The organism is Blautia sp. AF19-10LB (assembly GCF_003461245.1).
GTDB lineage: Bacteria > Bacillota > Clostridia > Lachnospirales > Lachnospiraceae > Blautia_A > Blautia_A intestinihominis.
The window spans coordinates 39,516-56,107 of record NZ_QTWS01000009.1; the positions used below are offsets into that span (position 1 = coordinate 39,516).

The window sequence follows — 16,592 nt, forward strand, 5'->3', positions numbered from 1 at the left end:
CCCTCTTATTTTTTAATTTATCAATGCCCTTTAATACTGTCGAAATCAGGTGTTCCGTACAGGTCGAACGGAGTGCTCTGGTATACGTAATAATTCAGCCAGTTTGTATACAGATTGTTTGCATGTGCTCTCCACATAAGCAGCGGTTTGTTTGCCGGATCGTTTTCGCGATAATAATTCTCCGGGATTTCGATCGGGAGTCCTTTGCTCATGTCACGCTTGTACTCGCCGTCCAGTGTGACACGGTCATATTCCGGATGTCCCATCACAAAGATCTTCCTTCCACCTTCTGCCATTGCCAGGAAAAGTCCAGCTTCCTCGGATTCTGCCAGGATCGTGATGTCCTTGCAGGCACGGATGTCCTCGATCGGGACCTCTGTATGTCTGGAATGTGGTGCAAGGAACATATCGTCAAACCCTCTTACCAGCGGGATCTTGCGGTTCAGGACTTTGTGCCAGAACAGGCCGAACATCTTGTGGTCAAGCTGGCGTTTCTTAAGTCCATAGAAATGATAAAGACTCGCCTGTGCAGCCCAGCACAGAAAGATCGTAGAGGTCACGTGGTCAGAAGTCCAGTCCATGATCTCCTGGAGTTCGTTCCAGTAGTCTACTTCTTCAAATTCCATCTGCTCGACCGGAGCTCCTGTAATGATCATTCCGTCAAAACGTCTGTCTTTGAGATCAGAAAAAGTCTCATAGAATTTATTCAGATGACTGATCGAAGTGTTTCTTGCCTCATGGCTCTCCACTGCCATAAAAGTCACATCCACCTGCAGCGGTGTGTTGGAGAGAGAACGCAAAAGCTGAAGCTCTGTCTCCTCCTTGAGTGGCATCAGGTTCAGGATCAGGATCTGGATCGGACGAATGTCCTGATGCACAGCCCTTCCCTCGTCCATGACGAATATATTTTCTCTTTCCAGAATTTCTTTTACCGGTAAATCCCCCTGTATTTTAATAGGCATTTTCCGTTCCTCCTTTATGTGCTTCTTTCTATATATTATTGTTCTGTCATTTTGATAAAGTCTTCCTCAGACAAAATTGGAATCCCAAGTTCCCTGGCTTTTTTGTTTTTGGATGAATTGGATGTGGTATCGTTGTTGATCAGGTAATTTGTCTTGCCTGTGACGGTACCTGTCACCTTGCCGCCCAAGGATTCGATCAGCTTCTTGGCTTCGCCGCGGTTGCTGAAATGCTCCAGGCTTCCTGTGATAACAAAATTCATTCCTGCCAGTGTCTGGTTCTCAGAAACTTCTTCTTTATTAATATGAAGATATCCAAGCAGATGATCCAGCTTGCGGTTGTTTTCCGGATCTTTGAAATATTTCGTGAGGCTCTTTGCGATCACCGGGCCGATTCCATCGATCGCACTGATCTCCTCTTCCTCGGCTGTCCGGATCTTGTCCAGATCATCATCAAAATGCCGGCAGATCACTCTCGCATTGGAAAGTCCGATGTTAGAGATTCCAAGACTGTAGATCACCTTCGCAAGTGTTGTCTCCTTTGCTTTGTCAATGCTTACTATAAGATTGTCATAAGATTTCTCTCCAAATCCTTCCATTGTCACGATCTCTTCGCGATGCTTCGCGATCTCAAAAACATCTCCGAAATCATGGATAAAACCTTTGGCGATGAATTTCTCCAGTGTAGCTTCAGACAATCCGTCTATATTCATGGCGTCTCTGCTTACAAAGAGTGTGAATGCCTTGATCTTCTTCGCAACACAGTCCGGGTTCATGCAGTAGAGAGATTCTACTTCATTTTCCTGAATGACCCTGGCTTCCTCACCGCAGACCGGACAGATATGTGGGATTTCCAGATTACTGCTCCTGGTCAGGTTCTCTGCGATCTGCGGAATGATCATATTTGCCTTGTAGACCTGGATCGTATCGCCGATCCCAAGCTGTAATTCCTTCACAATGCTGACATTGTGGACACTTGCACGGCTGACGGTCGTCCCCTCCAGTTCCACCGGATCAAAAACTGCGATCGGATTGATCAGTCCTGTTCTCGACGGGCTCCACTCAATCTCACGAAGCGTCGTTTCGCGGATCTCATCTGCCCATTTGAAAGCAAACGCATTTCGCGGGAATTTCGCAGTACTTCCAAGTGAATCTCCATATGCAATGTCATCATAAAGCGCAACAAGTCCATCGGATGGAAAATCATTATTCTCGATCGCATGAGAAAAATAATCCATCGCTTCGTCCAGGCTTTCGCCTGTCACCATACGGTATTCCACCACCTCAAAGCCCTGAGATTTCAGCCATTCCATCTGATATGCCCTGGAATTATGCATATCCACATCCTGTGCAGATACCAGCGCAAACGCATAAAACCTTACATTTCGCTCCGCGGTGATCTGATTGTTCAGCTGTCTGACCGATCCGCTACAGAGATTTCGCGGATTTTTGTATTTGGCATCGACGTCTTCGATCGTTTCATTGATCCTCTCAAAATCGGAATAGGTAATGATTGCCTCGCCCCTCAGCACAAGCCTTCCCTGATAGGCGATCTTAAGCGGGATATTCTTGAATGTCCTTGCATTATTAGTAATGACCTCTCCGACGATCCCGTTTCCTCTGGTGACCGCCTTCTGAAGTTCCCCGTTCTCATAGGTAAGGACAATGGTCAGTCCATCCATTTTCCAGGAAAGCAGTGTCGGATTGGTTCCTATAAAAGCTCTGAGTGTCTCTCGCTCTTTGGTCTTGTCGAGAGAGAGCATCGGAGATTCGTGTGTTTCCTTTGGCAGTGCATCTACTGCCTCATATCCTACATTAACAGTCGGACTGTCTGCCAGAACGATGCCTGTTTCTGCTTCCATTTGCTCCAGCTGATCGTACAGAGCGTCGTATTCTCTGTTGCTCATGATCTCCCGGTCTTCCTGATAATAGGCCTTTGCCGCTTCGTTCAGTTTTTTTACCAGTTCTTTCATTTGGTTTACGGCTGCTGTTTCCATGATGTCCTCCTGTCTCTTTGATCGTTTCACTTGATGAATTTCGGATCCGTTTTTCTAATTCCTTCCATTCTTCCTTTCGGATCTCACGGTATTCTCCCGGATCCAGCCCATCAAGGGTCAGGTTCATGATCCGGACTCGCTTAAGTGTCTGCACCTGATATCCAAAATATTCGCACATCCTGCGTATCTGACGGTTCAGCCCCTGCGTCAGAATGATCTGAAAACTTCTCCGTCCGGTTTTCTTTACCGTGCAGGGTCTCGTCACCGTGTCAAGGATCGGAACGCCGCCCCGCATGCCCTTAAGGAAATCCTCCGTAATCTCCTTATTTACTGTCACAAGATATTCTTTCTCATGATAATTCCCTGCACGCATGATCCGATTCACAAGATCGCCCTGATTCGTCAGAAGCAGCAGCCCTTCCGAATCCTTATCCAGCCGTCCGACCGGATAGACACGCAGCGGATAGTTAAGGTACTCCGTCACCGTCGTCTCATTTCGCTGTTTCTTGGTGCTGCAGACAATTCCTCTCGGCTTATAAAACAGCAGAAGGACTTTTTTATTCTCTCTCGTGATCGGGTGTCCGTCCAGGCAGACTTCTGCATCTGCCGTTATCCTCTCTCCTGTTTTTATCACAACGCCATCCAGCGTAACTCTCCCCGCATCGGTAAGCTGATCGGCATCCCGCCTGGAACATACGCCTGCGTTGCTTAAGTATTTATTTATTCTGATCGTTTCTGTATTTTCTGTTTTGATTTTTTTATCCATTGTTCTATTATATAATTTTTTCTTTTTGACCGCAACAAAGAGTTTCAGGTTTTCCTTTTAATTCCAGCCTTAATTTTGACGGACTCTTGTATTTTTGTGTCGATTATTGTATCATGTATAGAAGTCCGGGCTTTTGTCTTCTCAGACAGCTCAGACAGACCCGGTATTATTTTCATAAATGTTAGGAGGAAACGGCATGCCAAGCCGCAAAAAACATACAAATCCGTTTCTGCTGCTCATTGCCATCGCTATCTGTCTCGTTCTTGGTGTCACGCTCAGACAGTCAAATGCTGATTTTTCTGTTCTCAGCGAGAAACCTTCTCAGTCAGTTGCTTCTGTATCTGACAGCCAGGAACAGAACGAGCCTGATTCTGACCAGAAATCCGTTTCACCTTCCGAAACTGCCACACCTTCTCCTACAGAGAAGCCATCTTCATCTGAACGCAAAATTTCTGATGAGGCAGCTTCCGGAGTCTGGACTTCCAGTGGAAGCGACTGGCTCTTTATGGTAGACAGCAAAGCCTATACCGGATGGCTCACAGACACAGACGGCAAAACATACTATTTCAACAAAGATGGTATTATGCAAACCGGATGGGTAGATGCAGACGGTAAACGTTACTATATGGATCTGGACGGTATCATGCAGACTGGTGTTGTCACTGTCGACGGAAAAAGCTATGAACTTCTTGATGACGGTTCACTGAAAGGCTACAAAACAAAGACAAAAAAGGCCACGACAACACCCATTGCCAAAGCAAAAGCCTCAAAGTCCAAAAATAAATCGTCTGAAAAAACAGCCGATAAATATGTGGCTCTGACCTTTGACGACGGTCCAAGTTCTTTTACGAACAGACTGCTTGACTGTCTGGAAGCAAACAATTCCAAAGCTACCTTTTTTATGGTCGGCAAAGAAATCGACAGTTTTCCTGATGAAGTTAAACGCATGGAATCTCTGGGCTGTGAACTCGGAAACCATACTTATTCCCATGTAGATCTCACAACACTTGCCCCGGAAGATATGTCTGCCGAAATTGCAGGTGTAGATGAAGATCTCGTCAATCTGGTCGGACACGGTGCCACGGTACTTCGTCCTCCATATGGAAACATCAATGATTCTGTACGATCAACCGTTGGCACCCCTATGATTCTCTGGTCGATCGACACACTGGACTGGGAAACGCAGGATGCCAGTCAGATCACAGAGGCTGTCATGTCTCAGGTTCAGGATGGTTCAATTATTCTGATGCACGACATCTTCAGTACTTCTGTAGATGCTGCTGAGATTTTTATCCCGAAATTAATCGAGGAAGGCTACCAGTTAGTCACGATTCACGAACTTGCCAAAATCAAAGGCACAGAACTTACCACCGGCATCGCATACGGTGATTTTACCGGTCAATAAAAAAGAAATCTGCGTATACACCAAAACGCAGATTCTTTTTTGGTCCATAAACCCGGACATAACAAAAGGCACAGAAAATCTGTGCCTTTGCCTTACGTTACTGAAGCAATCCACTGTATACATATCCAGTCTGCCCGTCATATTCAATTTGAATCCAGTCACCTTCCTGACCGAGAACCTGTACCTGATCTCCTTCATCCAGACCACCGATGATATTATCCTCATCGCTATTGGCAGCAGATCTCACATTGCACCCCTCTGCAACAGTCATTGTCGTACCATCCGATGTCTGTGATGTGGTGGAATCCACCTCTTCTCCCAGTCCATTCAAAAATGCAGCAAGTGCTGTGTCATCCTGCTGTGCCTTCTCATAATCTGCCTGAACTTCTGCTGTAAGTTTCTTAACATCCTCATCGAATTTCAGTGAGTCCATGTAATCGGAAACTTCCTTATTCTGTTCCAGATCGCCCAGAATCTTATAACTGCCGTCACTGTCTCTGACTATATAAGAACTCCATAATGAAGGCGCAGATGTATCTATCCCCTTACAAATAAAACTTCCACGTGTATATACTACATAGGAATTCTCGTCCATGCCCTTCTTCGCATATACATGGTCAACCTGATATCCTTCTATATAATCTTTGGCATTTGTAATTCGCGACTCATCAGAAGGCGTCAGATTGCTGACCAGTGTTCTCAGTGTGGTAATATCTCTTTCCCCTAAAGCCTGATAATAGCTCTTCATAAGTGCGGTGATCTCGTCACTGCCTTCTTCCAAGGGATTCGTGTCTTCTTCTTTCTTCCCGTCGTTTGTCTCCCCATCATCTTCCGGAGAAGAAGGATCATTTCCCTGGCTGTTGTCCTCCACTGTATTCTGTTCTTTCTTAGAAGTACCCTTCCCACTTCCAATACAGGCACGAACGCCAAAGAACAATACAGCTACGATTATCAGAATTGCTCCGCCAAGCATAAAATAGCGAAGGTTATCCGATAACCATTCCCTGAAATTATCCAAGTTCTTGTCCTCCTTAAATTACAACGCACCGAGGCAGACCCATTACCCAGTGCAGCACACCTGAAGGGAATCGAACCCCCGCACATGGTACCGGAAACCACTGCTCTATCCACTGAGCTACAGGTGCAAATGTGTTAAGACGCAATACTCTTAACACATGATATATTATCACATCTTACTTGAAAAGTAAAGTTTTTTATTTTATATACACAATTGCATAAAATTGTAGTTACGATTCTCCAAGCAAAGGACTTCTGTATTCTTCTACTGAATTTCCAAGCCGATAAACACTGTATTCTCCGACTACTCCAAGCTCCTGATAGTGACAGGCTTCCAGTTCCTCTTTCTGCTGTTCATTTGGAATTTTTACCACAAGATAGTTGCATTTAACCCATTCAGCATATTTTGCAATATTTGCGTAATTAAATGCAGGTGCATTGATTTCGAAGTACAACTGTCTCCTCGCCCCTACCGCACCGCCGGATCCTCTTCTTCCAAACGGAAGATAAACCGATGGATCGTAAACACGAATATACGAACTGACATACTCATCTGCCACCAGCAGGAATTTCTTTCCATCTGCATCCTGCTTCGCAAGTTCACAGATTCCTGCAACTACGTCCGGAACCTGCTGATAATTATTTACCTTATGATAGTAGCCCTCTGTATAAAACTCTTTGCCGCCCCAGGCGATCATTCCTGCAAAAAGCACCAGAAGAACCGGCTGCAGGAAGCTTTTCCTTCCACGGATAAACTCTGTCAATGCCAGTGCGATCACCGATGTTGATGGTACAAGCCACAAAACTCTCCAGTAAACATTCTCTCCTATACATTTCTGTATGATTTTTGCCGTATATGGAAAAAAGAACAGAAAAAGCATCAGAAAAACATATGCCAGTACATACCGGGTCGTTTTCTTTTTGTGTTTAAAAATCAGCAGATAAAGAAGTGCAATTACCAGAAGATATGGAAAAATGCTGCTCCCCCAGTAATTATTCCAGAATCCCAAAGATTTTTTAATCATTTCTTTCATCATATTCTTTTATCCTTCACACAATCAAAATGTAAAAAACTCCGAGCACCAGAGAAGGAATGCAGCAGATGATTCCCTTCAAAAAAGCTCTCCAGTCCCTGTGAATCACCAGGCAAAGCAGTAGAAAAACTCCAAGCATCATTGTCCCCAGAATGATTCCCATAGACGACAGAAGGCAGCAGCTTAAATCTGCCATTGCAAGAAGAACCCAGGGATATTCCGTTTTTTTCTCCATGAGCACAGACTGGCAGATATAAAGCAGAAGCGGCAGAAAAGCAGATGCCAGCAGTGCCTTGCCCTGCCAGATACGAATCATCTGAAAGCTTCCTGAATTATATACAGAATATGCTGAAAAGCTACAGATACATGCTGTCAGGAACAAATACATTCCCTGCGCTCTTTTATCACCGGGAAACCATTTCTTTCCAAGAAGATACTGAACACTGTAAACTACCGGAAGAAAAACTGCCGGGAAAATCATATGCGCCATGATCGCTGGATGAAGTCCCGCACTGAGCTGGCTTACCACCGCAAGAAATACAGGGAACGGAGAAAGTATATATCTGCTTGCAATACCATAATACTTCTGTCCTGTATATGGGATAATTTCAAAGATCGTATCCGTCTGTACGCCAGAGGTCGCCTGAGCCACATAAAAAGCATCATCTGCATCCATATGTGCCAGTAGAACACACATTGCCATCTGTGCCAGAATCAGGATCAGTGCGATCCAGAAATAGATTTTTTCTCTGTCAAAAATACCGGACAGACGAATAGTATCTTTCGCCTTCACCGTCACAAAAACACCTGTCAGAGCCAGGATCAGTGCGATACTTCCATAGGAAATCACCAGCACATGCAGCGGCATTTTCAGAAACGTCATTGGAAGGGTCAGAACCTCCATGATCGAAAAAAGGATCAGATAACCGCTCACGAAACGTTCAGTCAGAAGGGGCTGCCGTCTTTTGACAAACGGCAGTCTTCCCACAGCAACCGGTACAAGGATAAGCCAGAAAACAGCCAGGATTCCCTTCATTGCCATTTCCATATTTATTTCTCCATCTCTTTTTCAAGGATCCCCATCGCGATCTTCTCCGGAGTGATCGGAAGTTCACGTACACGGACTCCTGTTGCATTATAGATTGCTTCTGCAAGTGCCGGACACGGGGTATCAATGACAAGCTCTCCAATGGATTTCGCTCCGAATGGGCCACTCTCCTCGTAACTGCTCTCAAAATCAACACGGATCTTACCGATATCCATTCTGCTCGGGATCTTGTACTGCATGAAGGAATTGTTGCGGATCTTTCCCTTATCTGTATACTGTACATCCTCAAACAGTGCCATTCCGATTCCCTGTACGATACCGCCCTCGGTCTGCACCCGGGCAAGATTCGGGTTGATCGGTGTTCCACAGTCAACAACAGCAACATAATCAAGAACATCTATATTTCCTGTTTCTTTGTCTACTTCGACCTCGACCATTCCGACCATGAACGGCGGAGGGGACAGCGGTGAGGAATGCTGTTTCACTACCTGCAGTTCTATATTGTTAAAGAAAGTACTCTTAAGCCCAATTTCCTCGAGAGAAACTTTTTTATTCTCATCCTCGGCACAGAATACATAAGAGCCGTCAAAATCAACGTTCTCCTGCTCTGTCTGCAGCATTTCTGCTCCGAGTTCACAGATTTTTTTGCGGAGCTCCTGGCAGGCTTTTACGACTGCCATACCGGTTGTATAGGTTGTTGCAGATGCATAGGAACCTGAGTCATATGGAGAAATATCAGTATCTACACTGAATACTACGATATTTTCCATCGGAGTCTCCAGACAGTCTGCAGCAATCTGTGCCATGACAGTATCGCATCCGGTTCCCATGTCTGTACAGCCAAGTGCCAGAGTGTAGGAACCATCTTCATTCAGCTTGATGTCTGCACCGCCGACATCAACACCTGCAATAGAAGAACCCTGCATTGCCATCGCAACACCCAGACCACGTACTTTGCCATTGCCCATATCCTGGGAGAGTGATCTGGAATCCCAGTTCATCATTTCCTTTGCTCTTGCCATACAGCGATCCATTGCACAGCTCTGTGCATATGGGACATCTGGATATCCCGGAAGCGGACCGCCCTCTACCGGCATGTTCAATTCTTTCATCCTGGCCGGATCCATTCCCATCTTGTGTGCCAGTTCATTGACCGCAGATTCAACCGCAAAAATACCCTGCGTTGCTCCATATCCACGGTAAGCTCCTGCTGCCTGCACATTCGTATAAACGACATCAAAACAAAAACGATATGCTTCGGTATGTCGGTAAAGTCCAATGGATTTGTGACCACTTAATCCTACGGTTGTAGAACTGTGTTCTCCATACGCACCGGTATTTGACAGTGTATAGACATCCAGTGCACGGATGATACCGTGCTCATCTGCACCTGCACGGACAGTGATCTCCATCTCGTGACGCGGTGTGGAGCAGATCATCGATTCATATCTGGAATAGATCATCTTGGACGGACGGCCTGTCTTCCAGGTTACAAATGCCGGGTAGATCTCACTGACAGAAGTCTGCTTTGCGCCAAAGCCACCGCCGATCCTTGGTTTGATGACACGAACTTTGGATGCCGGAATATCCAGTGCACGACCTACGATTCTTCTGATATGGAAAGGAATCTGTGTAGAAGAAAGTACGATCAGACGTCCAAAATGGTCCATATAACATGCTGTACGGAAAGTTTCCATCATAGCCTGCTGGTTTGCCCTGGTGTGATAAGTGTGTTCTACCGTATATGCACATTCACTTAAGACTTTATCTACATCACCATGTTCTTCCCTTGCTGTAGCACATAAGTTTCTCTTATTATCGCCGCCAAGCGGGATCTTGAGTTTCCAGTCCTCCTCCGGGTGCACCAGGATCGGATTATCTTTTGCAGTGTGGATGTCGAAGACCGGTGTTTCCACCTGATATTTGACCTTGATCCGCTTAAGTGCCAGATCAACAGCCGCCTCTGTCTCACCTGCAACGATCGCAACTGCATCTCCGACAAAACGCACATGACGGTCAAGGATCAGTCTGTCATCCGGGCTCATCTCCGGTGCAGTCTGTCCTGCAAGTGTAAAACGCTTCTGCGGAACATCTTCATAGGTAAAAACACAGACGATGCCAGGAACTTTCTTTGCTGTATCCGTCTTGATCGTGTCGACCCATGCATTGGCATGAGGGCTTCGCAGGACTTTGACGATCAGGGAATCTTTCGGTGCCAGGTCGTCCGTGTACACAGGCTTTCCTGTTACCAGTGCCATGGCATCTGTTTTCTGGACAGGTTGATTTACATATTTCATTTTATGCTTCCTCCTGTGTTTTCTTATAATTAAGGTATTTCAGGATACTTGCGGTCTGGGAGACAAAACCGGAACATCTGCACAGATTTCCTGCAAGGTATTCCTTGATCTGCTCTTCATCCGGTTCCTCGAGTTCACGGAGCATCGCGATCACATTCATGATAAATCCCGGATTGCAGAAGCCGCATTGTTCTGCACCTTCATTTGCAAGAAAAGTTCCAAACTCCTCTGCTTCTTTCTGAAGTCCTTCCAGTGTCACGATCTTCTTTCCATCGATCCTTACAGCGAGCATGGAACAGGAAAGGATCGGTTTCTCATCCATCAACACCGTACAGAGACCACAGTTTGCTGTCTCACAGCCTCTCTTGACACTGTAACAGCCTTTTTCCCTCAGAAAATCGATCAGGAGCATTCCCGGATCGACTTCTTCCTGACGCTGTATTCCATTCAGCCAGAATTTAATATTCATCCTTCATTCCCCCTACTACTTCCCAGGCTCTTCTCGTAAGAACTTTTACAAGAAGGGTTCTGTATTCTTTGGATCCTCTCATGTTTCCGCTAGTCGGAACATGTTCTGCTGCATAGTCTGCAAATTTCTGAATTACTTCTTTCTTTGCTTCTTCACTCTTCTGGTCAAAATTTCCAAGGATGTCTTCCTGATCCTCTACGACCATGGCACGGGCAGGCCTTGCACCGATCACTGTCCTCGCTTCGTTTCCGATCAGAGAAACACAGCAGGTCAGTACCGGAAAGTCTGTCTTTGTATTTCTCTGGCTCATATAACAGACGCGGAGAGGCTGCTTCTTTACAATAATATTTACAAGGATATCGTTATCTTTCTTCCGATCCACAAACTCTGTCAGCGGGATTTTTCCTGCATTGTGAAGTTCTACCCAGGTATCCATCCCCAGGAACATGGTCAGTACATCCGAGAAACCGTATCGTCCCCAGATACTGCCGCCGACAGTCGCACAGTTTCGGAACTGCACGCCAACAATGTGCCGGACACTTTCTCTCACGGCCCCCTGCGTATATTCATTCAGTCTCTTATCAGTCTCAAGTTCTCTCAAAGTCGTCATGCATCCGATCACGAATTCCTCATCCGTTTCCTGAATGCCAGCAAGTCCAAGTCCGGAAAGATCAATAGTTGTGGAAATATTTCGATTTCCCATCTTAAGCCATACCATTCCGCCAAGCACGATCGCTGTTTTTTTCTGATTCAGCTCATATGCTTCCTCAATGCTGTTTACTTTCACATAGCTTTTAATCTTTAGCATCTGTGCATCGATTCCTTTCTTTCATCCAATTTTAAAGGTATAAAGGCATACATTATTTAATTTTAGCAGAAAAATTCCGAAATTTCCAGAGGGATCGATTTTTCTGTGAAACATGCATAAAAAAATCCCTTTCTGATCCGCAGTTTTGCGGAGAACTGCGGAAAAGAAAGAGATGATTGATTTTCATTTAACGGTTGTTGATCGCAGTTACAAGTGCATCGATGGATGCACGGATGATATCCGGGTCAACGCCGGCTCCCCAGGAGAGAGTTCCGTCTGGTTTCTGGATTCCTACGTAAGCAATCGCTTTGGAACTGGTGCTCTTCTCAAGCGCATGCTCCTGGTAGGTAACCAGTGTAAATTTCAGTTCGTAAGCTTTCTTCAGTGCGTTGCTGACTGCATCCAGACGACCATTTCCGGTTGCCTCTGTTATAACTGTCTTTCCATTGAAGCTGGAAGTTACCTGAGTAACGATTCCACCGTCTTTCTGCTGGAAATGTACTTCGCTGATGCTGTATGGGCTCACCACATTTTCGAAAGTGGATTTGAACAGGTTAAAGATCTCATCCGGATGAAGTTCTTTGTGGCTGTGGTCGGATACGGCTTTGGCTGCATAACCCATAGCTTCACGCATCTTAGGCGGCAGATTCAGACCATACTTGGTCTCCAGGATATAGCCTACGCCGCCCTTTCCGGACTGGCTGTTGATACGGATAACATCTGCATCGTAGTTTCTTCCAACATCGGTCGGGTCGATCGGCAGATATGGAACTGTCCAGCGGCTCGGGTCTTTTTCCTCTCTCCAGTGCATTCCTTTAGCGATCGCATCCTGATGGGATCCGGAGAAAGCTGCGAATACAAGTGCACCGCTGTACGGGCTTCTCTCGTCAACTTTCATGCCTGTGCACTCTTCGTATACTTCGCATACATGCGGCATATCGGAAAAGTCAAGCTTCGGATCTACGCCCTGGGAGAACATGTTCATTGCAACAGTAACGATATCCACGTTTCCGGTACGCTCTCCATTTCCGAATAAGGTTCCCTCGATTCTGTCAGCGCCTGCCAGCAGACCCATCTCAGAATCTGCGACACCGCAGCCACGGTCATTGTGTGGATGAAGGGAAACGATAACGTTTTCACGGTATTTCATGTTTTCGCACATGTATTCGATCTGGCTTGCATATACATGAGGCATGGAATGCTGTACGGTAACAGGCAGGTTGATGATCGCTTTGTTGTCTGCGGTCGGTTTCCATACATCCAGAACTGCGTTGCAGACTTCCAGCGCGTATTCCGGTTCTGTTCCTGTAAAGCTCTCCGGGCTGTATTCAAACTGGAAATTTCCTTCTGTCTGGTCAGCCAGTTCTTTGAGGAGTTTTGCTCCGTCTACAGCGATCTTCAGGATCTCTTCTTTGGATTTCTTGAATACCTGCTCGCGCTGTGCTACGGAAGTAGAGTTATATACGTGAACGATCGCTTTCGGTGCGCCCTTGACAGCCTCGAAAGTTTTGCGGATGATATGCTCTCTCGCCTGAGTCAGTACCTGGATGGTTACGTCATCCGGGATCAGGTTCTGTTCGATCAGAGTACGGATAAAGGTGTATTCTGTCTCAGATGCTGCCGGGAAGCCAACTTCGATCTCTTTGAAACCGATCTCTACGAGCAGTTTGAAGAATTCGATCTTCTGCTCCAGGCTCATCGGGATGACCAGGGCCTGGTTTCCATCACGAAGGTCAACGCTGCACCAGATTGGAGCTTTGTCTACATATTCTTTCTCTGCCCATTTCATGCATCTCACTGGCGGCATAAAATACTGTCTCTGATATTTTGTTACGTTTTCCATGATCTTTCCTCCATCTTGTAAAAAATTCTGTGCAAAAAAAAATCTCTCATCTCTACACTATTGTAAGAGACGAAAGACAGTAACTTTCGCGGTACCACTCTTATTTATGAACGGTTTCATACACTCAAGGGATACGGGATCATTGGATCCTTATATCCTCTCCATATAACGGTGGATACCGTCTGTGTCTACTCTCCTTATCGGATTTCGGACAGATGCTCAAAGGCGAGTTCCATGGATTCCTTCTGCTGCCTTACACCAGCCGACAGCTCTCTGCGCTCCGGTTTGCATGTACTATTCCTTATCATTGCATTTCATCATTTTGCTTTTTCTGATGTAGTAAGACTAACATGACATTTCATTCTTGTCAAGGGTGAATTTCAAAAGTTCCCTTTAAAACAATATACCGGATTCCTTATTTGAAATCCGGTACGTAAATATTATTTTTTATCCAGAAGTTCTGCCAGGATTCTGGAATACTGTCTTGCCGCGTCACCATTCATGTGACCATCATAATCTGTGTATGCCTTCATGTCATGTGTAAATACCTTGAAGTACTGTGTGTTAAAGTTCAGATATTCTACATCCTGCTCTTCAAAAAATTTACCGAAATACTTCCACGCCGCATTATAATTATCACTGTAATCCTTCAATGCCGCAATTGGAACCGGTGTGGTTACTGCCACAAACTCAATGTCATTTTCTTTACAGAATGAAATCAGCTTCTGGAGGTATTCCATATTCTGGCTGCTGACTTTATCCTGTTCAAACAGTTTTGGCTCTGTTTTCTTTATTTTCTTTACATCCACCGGATACCTTTCGATAAATCCACTCTCATGATATTCCTGAGAATCACTCTTTAACCCTTCGATGCTGTAATCTTTTTTCAATTTCTGTGTGAAAGTCTCTTTGATCTTTGGAACTTCATAGCTAAGTGAATATTCATACCACGGAAACAAAACTGTTCGGAAATTACATTTCACAATAGAATTCCAGAAGTACTCTGCCTTCGCTTTTGTGACTGGAAATTCATGATAAAACAGCAGATAGTTGTTTCCTTCTTCTTTTTCGGTAACAAAATATCCCGGATCCACTTCATAAATGATTCGTTTCGGTTTCTGCTTCTCTGTGATCAGCTTTGTAAGATAATATGCATCAATCCCATATTCACCACCTACGCAGAGATTATGTCCTGTACGTCCGTTCACTTCCTCCATGGACTCCGGATCAATGTCCATTTTACCATGAGAAGTTCCCAGAATAATGTCATCAAACTGCTGTGTTACAACTGTATGTACATCGTTTCTCATAAAAGTGCAGGGATAAAGTGCTGTATCCAGCAGTATCAGTATTGCTGTGCAGACTGCAATGACGAGAACTGCTTTTGAAAATTTTTTAAAACTGTGCATAGATAAATCCCCTTACTGCCGCTGTTGATCCGAAGAAACCAATGGATAACAGCAGGCAAAAATAAATTGCCACTGTGACCGGTAAACTACATCTGGACAGCGTCTCCCTGATTCTGATACCACGTTCCTGAAGAACGCTGACAATAAACAGAATCATGCATCCAACTGCAAGAATCAGCAATGCATAAGGTGTAAATGCTGTTCCCTCCTTGCCTGCCGGAATCAGAAGCAGTTCTGCCGGCGCAAATCTGGTCACCGCCAGTCTCATCATATGAAGTGCCTGTCCAACGGTATCTGCACGGTCAAAGAACCAGCTGATGTTTACCAGAACAAAAGTCCTGATGATCATAAACACATAATACCAGTTCTCTTTTCCCGTAATATTGAGCTTTTTCTTCCAGTTCTTGTAGTTTCCTGCCATAAGGCCGCTGAACGCAATGATAATACCGTTATACATACCATATACGATATATTTCCATGCTGCACCATGCCACACACCAACTACAAAAAATACGATCAGATTTGACAGACAGATCGGTAAAGTACGACCTGTTTTCTTTCCAAAGACTTTTTTTGCCCATCTTCCAAATTTTTTCATCCATCCGGAAAGCGTCACCGGATAAAAAACATAGTCCTTCATCCATGTACCAAGGGTGATATGCCAGCGATGCCAGAAGTCTGTAATAGACGTTGCAAAAAACGGACGGGTAAAGTTCTCATCCAGTTCAATTCCAAACATGGAAGCAATACCAATTACAACATCCATTCCACCAGAAAAATCCGCATACAGCTGTATCGTATAAAACAGGACTCCAAAGATTGCCAGGCCGCCATACTGATCCGGATTATCAAAAATTGCATCTACAAAAACCGCTGACCAATCTGCCAGGATCATTTTTTTGAAAAAGCCCCAGAGAATTCTCTCAAGACCTCTTGTAATATTCGCGCTCTCAAATTTATGAGGCTCATAAAGCTGATGTGCCAGTCTGCTGTATCTTCCGATCGGTCCCTGAAGGATCTGCGGGAAGAAGGATACAAACAGCGCATATTTCAAGGGATGATGTTCTGCTTTGCATCGTTTCCAGTATACATCCAGAATATATCCCGAAGACTGAAAGGTATAAAAGGAAATGCCCAGTGGAAGCAGAATCTGCATTCCCCTCAGATTCATATGAAACAGGGCATTCAGATTCTCTATTGCAAAGTTTGTGTATTTCACAAGACCAAGCATTCCAAAATTAAGTACCAGCCCAAGGATCACAAATTTCCTTGCGGTTTTGTGTTTCCCTGCTGTTTCCATTTTTTCTATGGCAAGCGCAGTCAGCCAGGTTACAAACGTGGAAAACAGCAGAAAGCCAACATATCTGATGCCTCCCGCTATGTAATAAATATAACTGAAAGCCAACAGCACCAGCCATTGCCACTTTGCAGGCACAAGATAATATACAATAACTCCTGCCGCTACAAACAATAAAAAAAGATTTGATACTAATGACATGATATTTTCTCCTGCATAAGCCAGAATAAGGCACTGCACTAA

12 protein-coding genes, 1 tRNA gene, 1 pseudogene and 1 other annotated feature are annotated in these 16,592 nt (G+C 45.0%); of the genes and pseudogenes, 1 reads left to right on the forward strand and 13 read right to left on the reverse strand.

Features of this window, described 5'->3' with window-relative positions; all coding sequences use genetic code 11:
- Positions 1–20: 20 nt before the first annotated feature.
- The 3 genes and pseudogenes from metA to DWX28_RS07080 all read right to left on the reverse strand — a co-directional run.
- The gene (metA, locus tag DWX28_RS07070) at positions 21–962 is read right to left on the reverse strand and encodes a homoserine O-acetyltransferase MetA (RefSeq protein WP_022213738.1); all 942 of its coding nucleotides are present in this window, start codon (positions 960–962) and stop codon (positions 21–23) included.
- 35 nt (positions 963–997) lie between these two features.
- Positions 998–2,956, reverse strand: coding sequence for an NAD-dependent DNA ligase LigA (ligA, locus tag DWX28_RS07075; protein ID WP_118252271.1), 1,959 nt, complete (start codon positions 2,954–2,956; stop codon positions 998–1,000).
- Between the two features lie 91 nt (positions 2,957–3,047).
- Positions 3,048–3,722 (reverse strand): annotated as a pseudogene (locus DWX28_RS07080) (pseudouridine synthase); the annotation flags it as partial.
- Between the two features lie 196 nt (positions 3,723–3,918).
- Here DWX28_RS07080 and DWX28_RS07085 point away from each other — a divergent pair.
- Entirely contained in the window at positions 3,919–5,127 is a 1,209-nt protein-coding gene (locus DWX28_RS07085; RefSeq protein ID WP_118252272.1) for a polysaccharide deacetylase family protein, read from the forward strand.
- 97 nt (positions 5,128–5,224) lie between these two features.
- Here the strand turns inward: DWX28_RS07085 and DWX28_RS19855 are convergent, their stop codons facing one another.
- The 10 genes from DWX28_RS19855 to DWX28_RS07135 form a co-directional block, all read right to left on the reverse strand.
- On the reverse strand, positions 5,225–6,145 hold the full coding sequence (locus DWX28_RS19855; RefSeq protein WP_227221885.1) for an SH3 domain-containing protein: 921 nt from the start codon (positions 6,143–6,145) through the stop codon (positions 5,225–5,227).
- Between the two features lie 55 nt (positions 6,146–6,200).
- Positions 6,201–6,272, reverse strand: a tRNA-Arg gene (locus DWX28_RS07095).
- A gap of 102 nt (positions 6,273–6,374) precedes the next feature.
- Positions 6,375–7,181 carry a hypothetical protein gene (locus DWX28_RS07100; protein ID WP_118252273.1) on the reverse strand — a complete coding sequence of 269 codons (807 nt, stop codon included), beginning with the start codon at positions 7,179–7,181 and terminating at the stop codon, positions 6,375–6,377.
- Positions 7,182–7,194: 13 nt separating this feature from the next.
- Positions 7,195–8,226: a DUF6077 domain-containing protein gene (locus DWX28_RS07105; protein WP_118252274.1), complete on the reverse strand. Its 1,032-nt coding sequence runs from the start codon at positions 8,224–8,226 to the stop codon at positions 7,195–7,197.
- Positions 8,227–8,228: 2 nt separating this feature from the next.
- Positions 8,229–10,523 (reverse strand): xanthine dehydrogenase family protein molybdopterin-binding subunit, encoded by a 2,295-nt coding sequence (locus tag DWX28_RS07110; RefSeq protein ID WP_118252275.1) that lies wholly within the window; start codon positions 10,521–10,523, stop codon positions 8,229–8,231.
- A gap of 1 nt (position 10,524) precedes the next feature.
- Positions 10,525–10,992 (reverse strand): (2Fe-2S)-binding protein, encoded by a 468-nt coding sequence (locus tag DWX28_RS07115; RefSeq protein WP_022213745.1) that lies wholly within the window; start codon positions 10,990–10,992, stop codon positions 10,525–10,527.
- Positions 10,982–11,800, reverse strand: a complete 819-nt coding sequence (locus DWX28_RS07120; RefSeq protein WP_118252276.1) for an FAD binding domain-containing protein — start codon at positions 11,798–11,800, stop codon at positions 10,982–10,984. Before DWX28_RS07120 ends, DWX28_RS07115 begins: the two co-directional genes overlap by 11 nt.
- A 187-nt stretch (positions 11,801–11,987) precedes the next feature.
- Positions 11,988–13,643, reverse strand: a complete 1,656-nt coding sequence (locus tag DWX28_RS07125) for a 2-isopropylmalate synthase (protein WP_118252277.1) — start codon at positions 13,641–13,643, stop codon at positions 11,988–11,990.
- A gap of 62 nt (positions 13,644–13,705) precedes the next feature.
- Positions 13,706–13,960: a binding site (T-box leader), on the reverse strand.
- A 123-nt stretch (positions 13,961–14,083) separates the two neighbouring features.
- Positions 14,084–15,052 (reverse strand): hypothetical protein, encoded by a 969-nt coding sequence (locus DWX28_RS07130; protein ID WP_022213748.1) that lies wholly within the window; start codon positions 15,050–15,052, stop codon positions 14,084–14,086.
- Entirely contained in the window at positions 15,039–16,550 is a 1,512-nt protein-coding gene (locus DWX28_RS07135) for an MBOAT family O-acyltransferase (protein ID WP_118252278.1), read from the reverse strand. Before DWX28_RS07135 ends, DWX28_RS07130 begins: the two co-directional genes overlap by 14 nt.
- Positions 16,551–16,592 lie beyond the last annotated feature (42 nt).

Coding starts and splice junctions, on each gene's coding strand:
- metA (WP_022213738.1), bottom strand. CDS start 962: ATGCCTATTAAAATACAGGGGGATTTACCGGTAAAAGAAATTCTGGAA.
- ligA (WP_118252271.1), bottom strand. CDS start 2,956: ATGGAAACAGCAGCCGTAAACCAAATGAAAGAACTGGTAAAAAAACTG.
- DWX28_RS07085 (WP_118252272.1), top strand. CDS start 3,919: ATGCCAAGCCGCAAAAAACATACAAATCCGTTTCTGCTGCTCATTGCC.
- DWX28_RS07100 (WP_118252273.1), bottom strand. CDS start 7,181: ATGATGAAAGAAATGATTAAAAAATCTTTGGGATTCTGGAATAATTAC.
- DWX28_RS07105 (WP_118252274.1), bottom strand. CDS start 8,226: ATGGAAATGGCAATGAAGGGAATCCTGGCTGTTTTCTGGCTTATCCTT.
- DWX28_RS07110 (WP_118252275.1), bottom strand. CDS start 10,523: ATGAAATATGTAAATCAACCTGTCCAGAAAACAGATGCCATGGCACTG.
- DWX28_RS07115 (WP_022213745.1), bottom strand. CDS start 10,992: ATGAATATTAAATTCTGGCTGAATGGAATACAGCGTCAGGAAGAAGTC.
- DWX28_RS07120 (WP_118252276.1), bottom strand. CDS start 11,800: ATGCTAAAGATTAAAAGCTATGTGAAAGTAAACAGCATTGAGGAAGCA.
- DWX28_RS07125 (WP_118252277.1), bottom strand. CDS start 13,643: ATGGAAAACGTAACAAAATATCAGAGACAGTATTTTATGCCGCCAGTG.
- DWX28_RS07130 (WP_022213748.1), bottom strand. CDS start 15,052: ATGCACAGTTTTAAAAAATTTTCAAAAGCAGTTCTCGTCATTGCAGTC.
- DWX28_RS07135 (WP_118252278.1), bottom strand. CDS start 16,550: ATGTCATTAGTATCAAATCTTTTTTTATTGTTTGTAGCGGCAGGAGTT.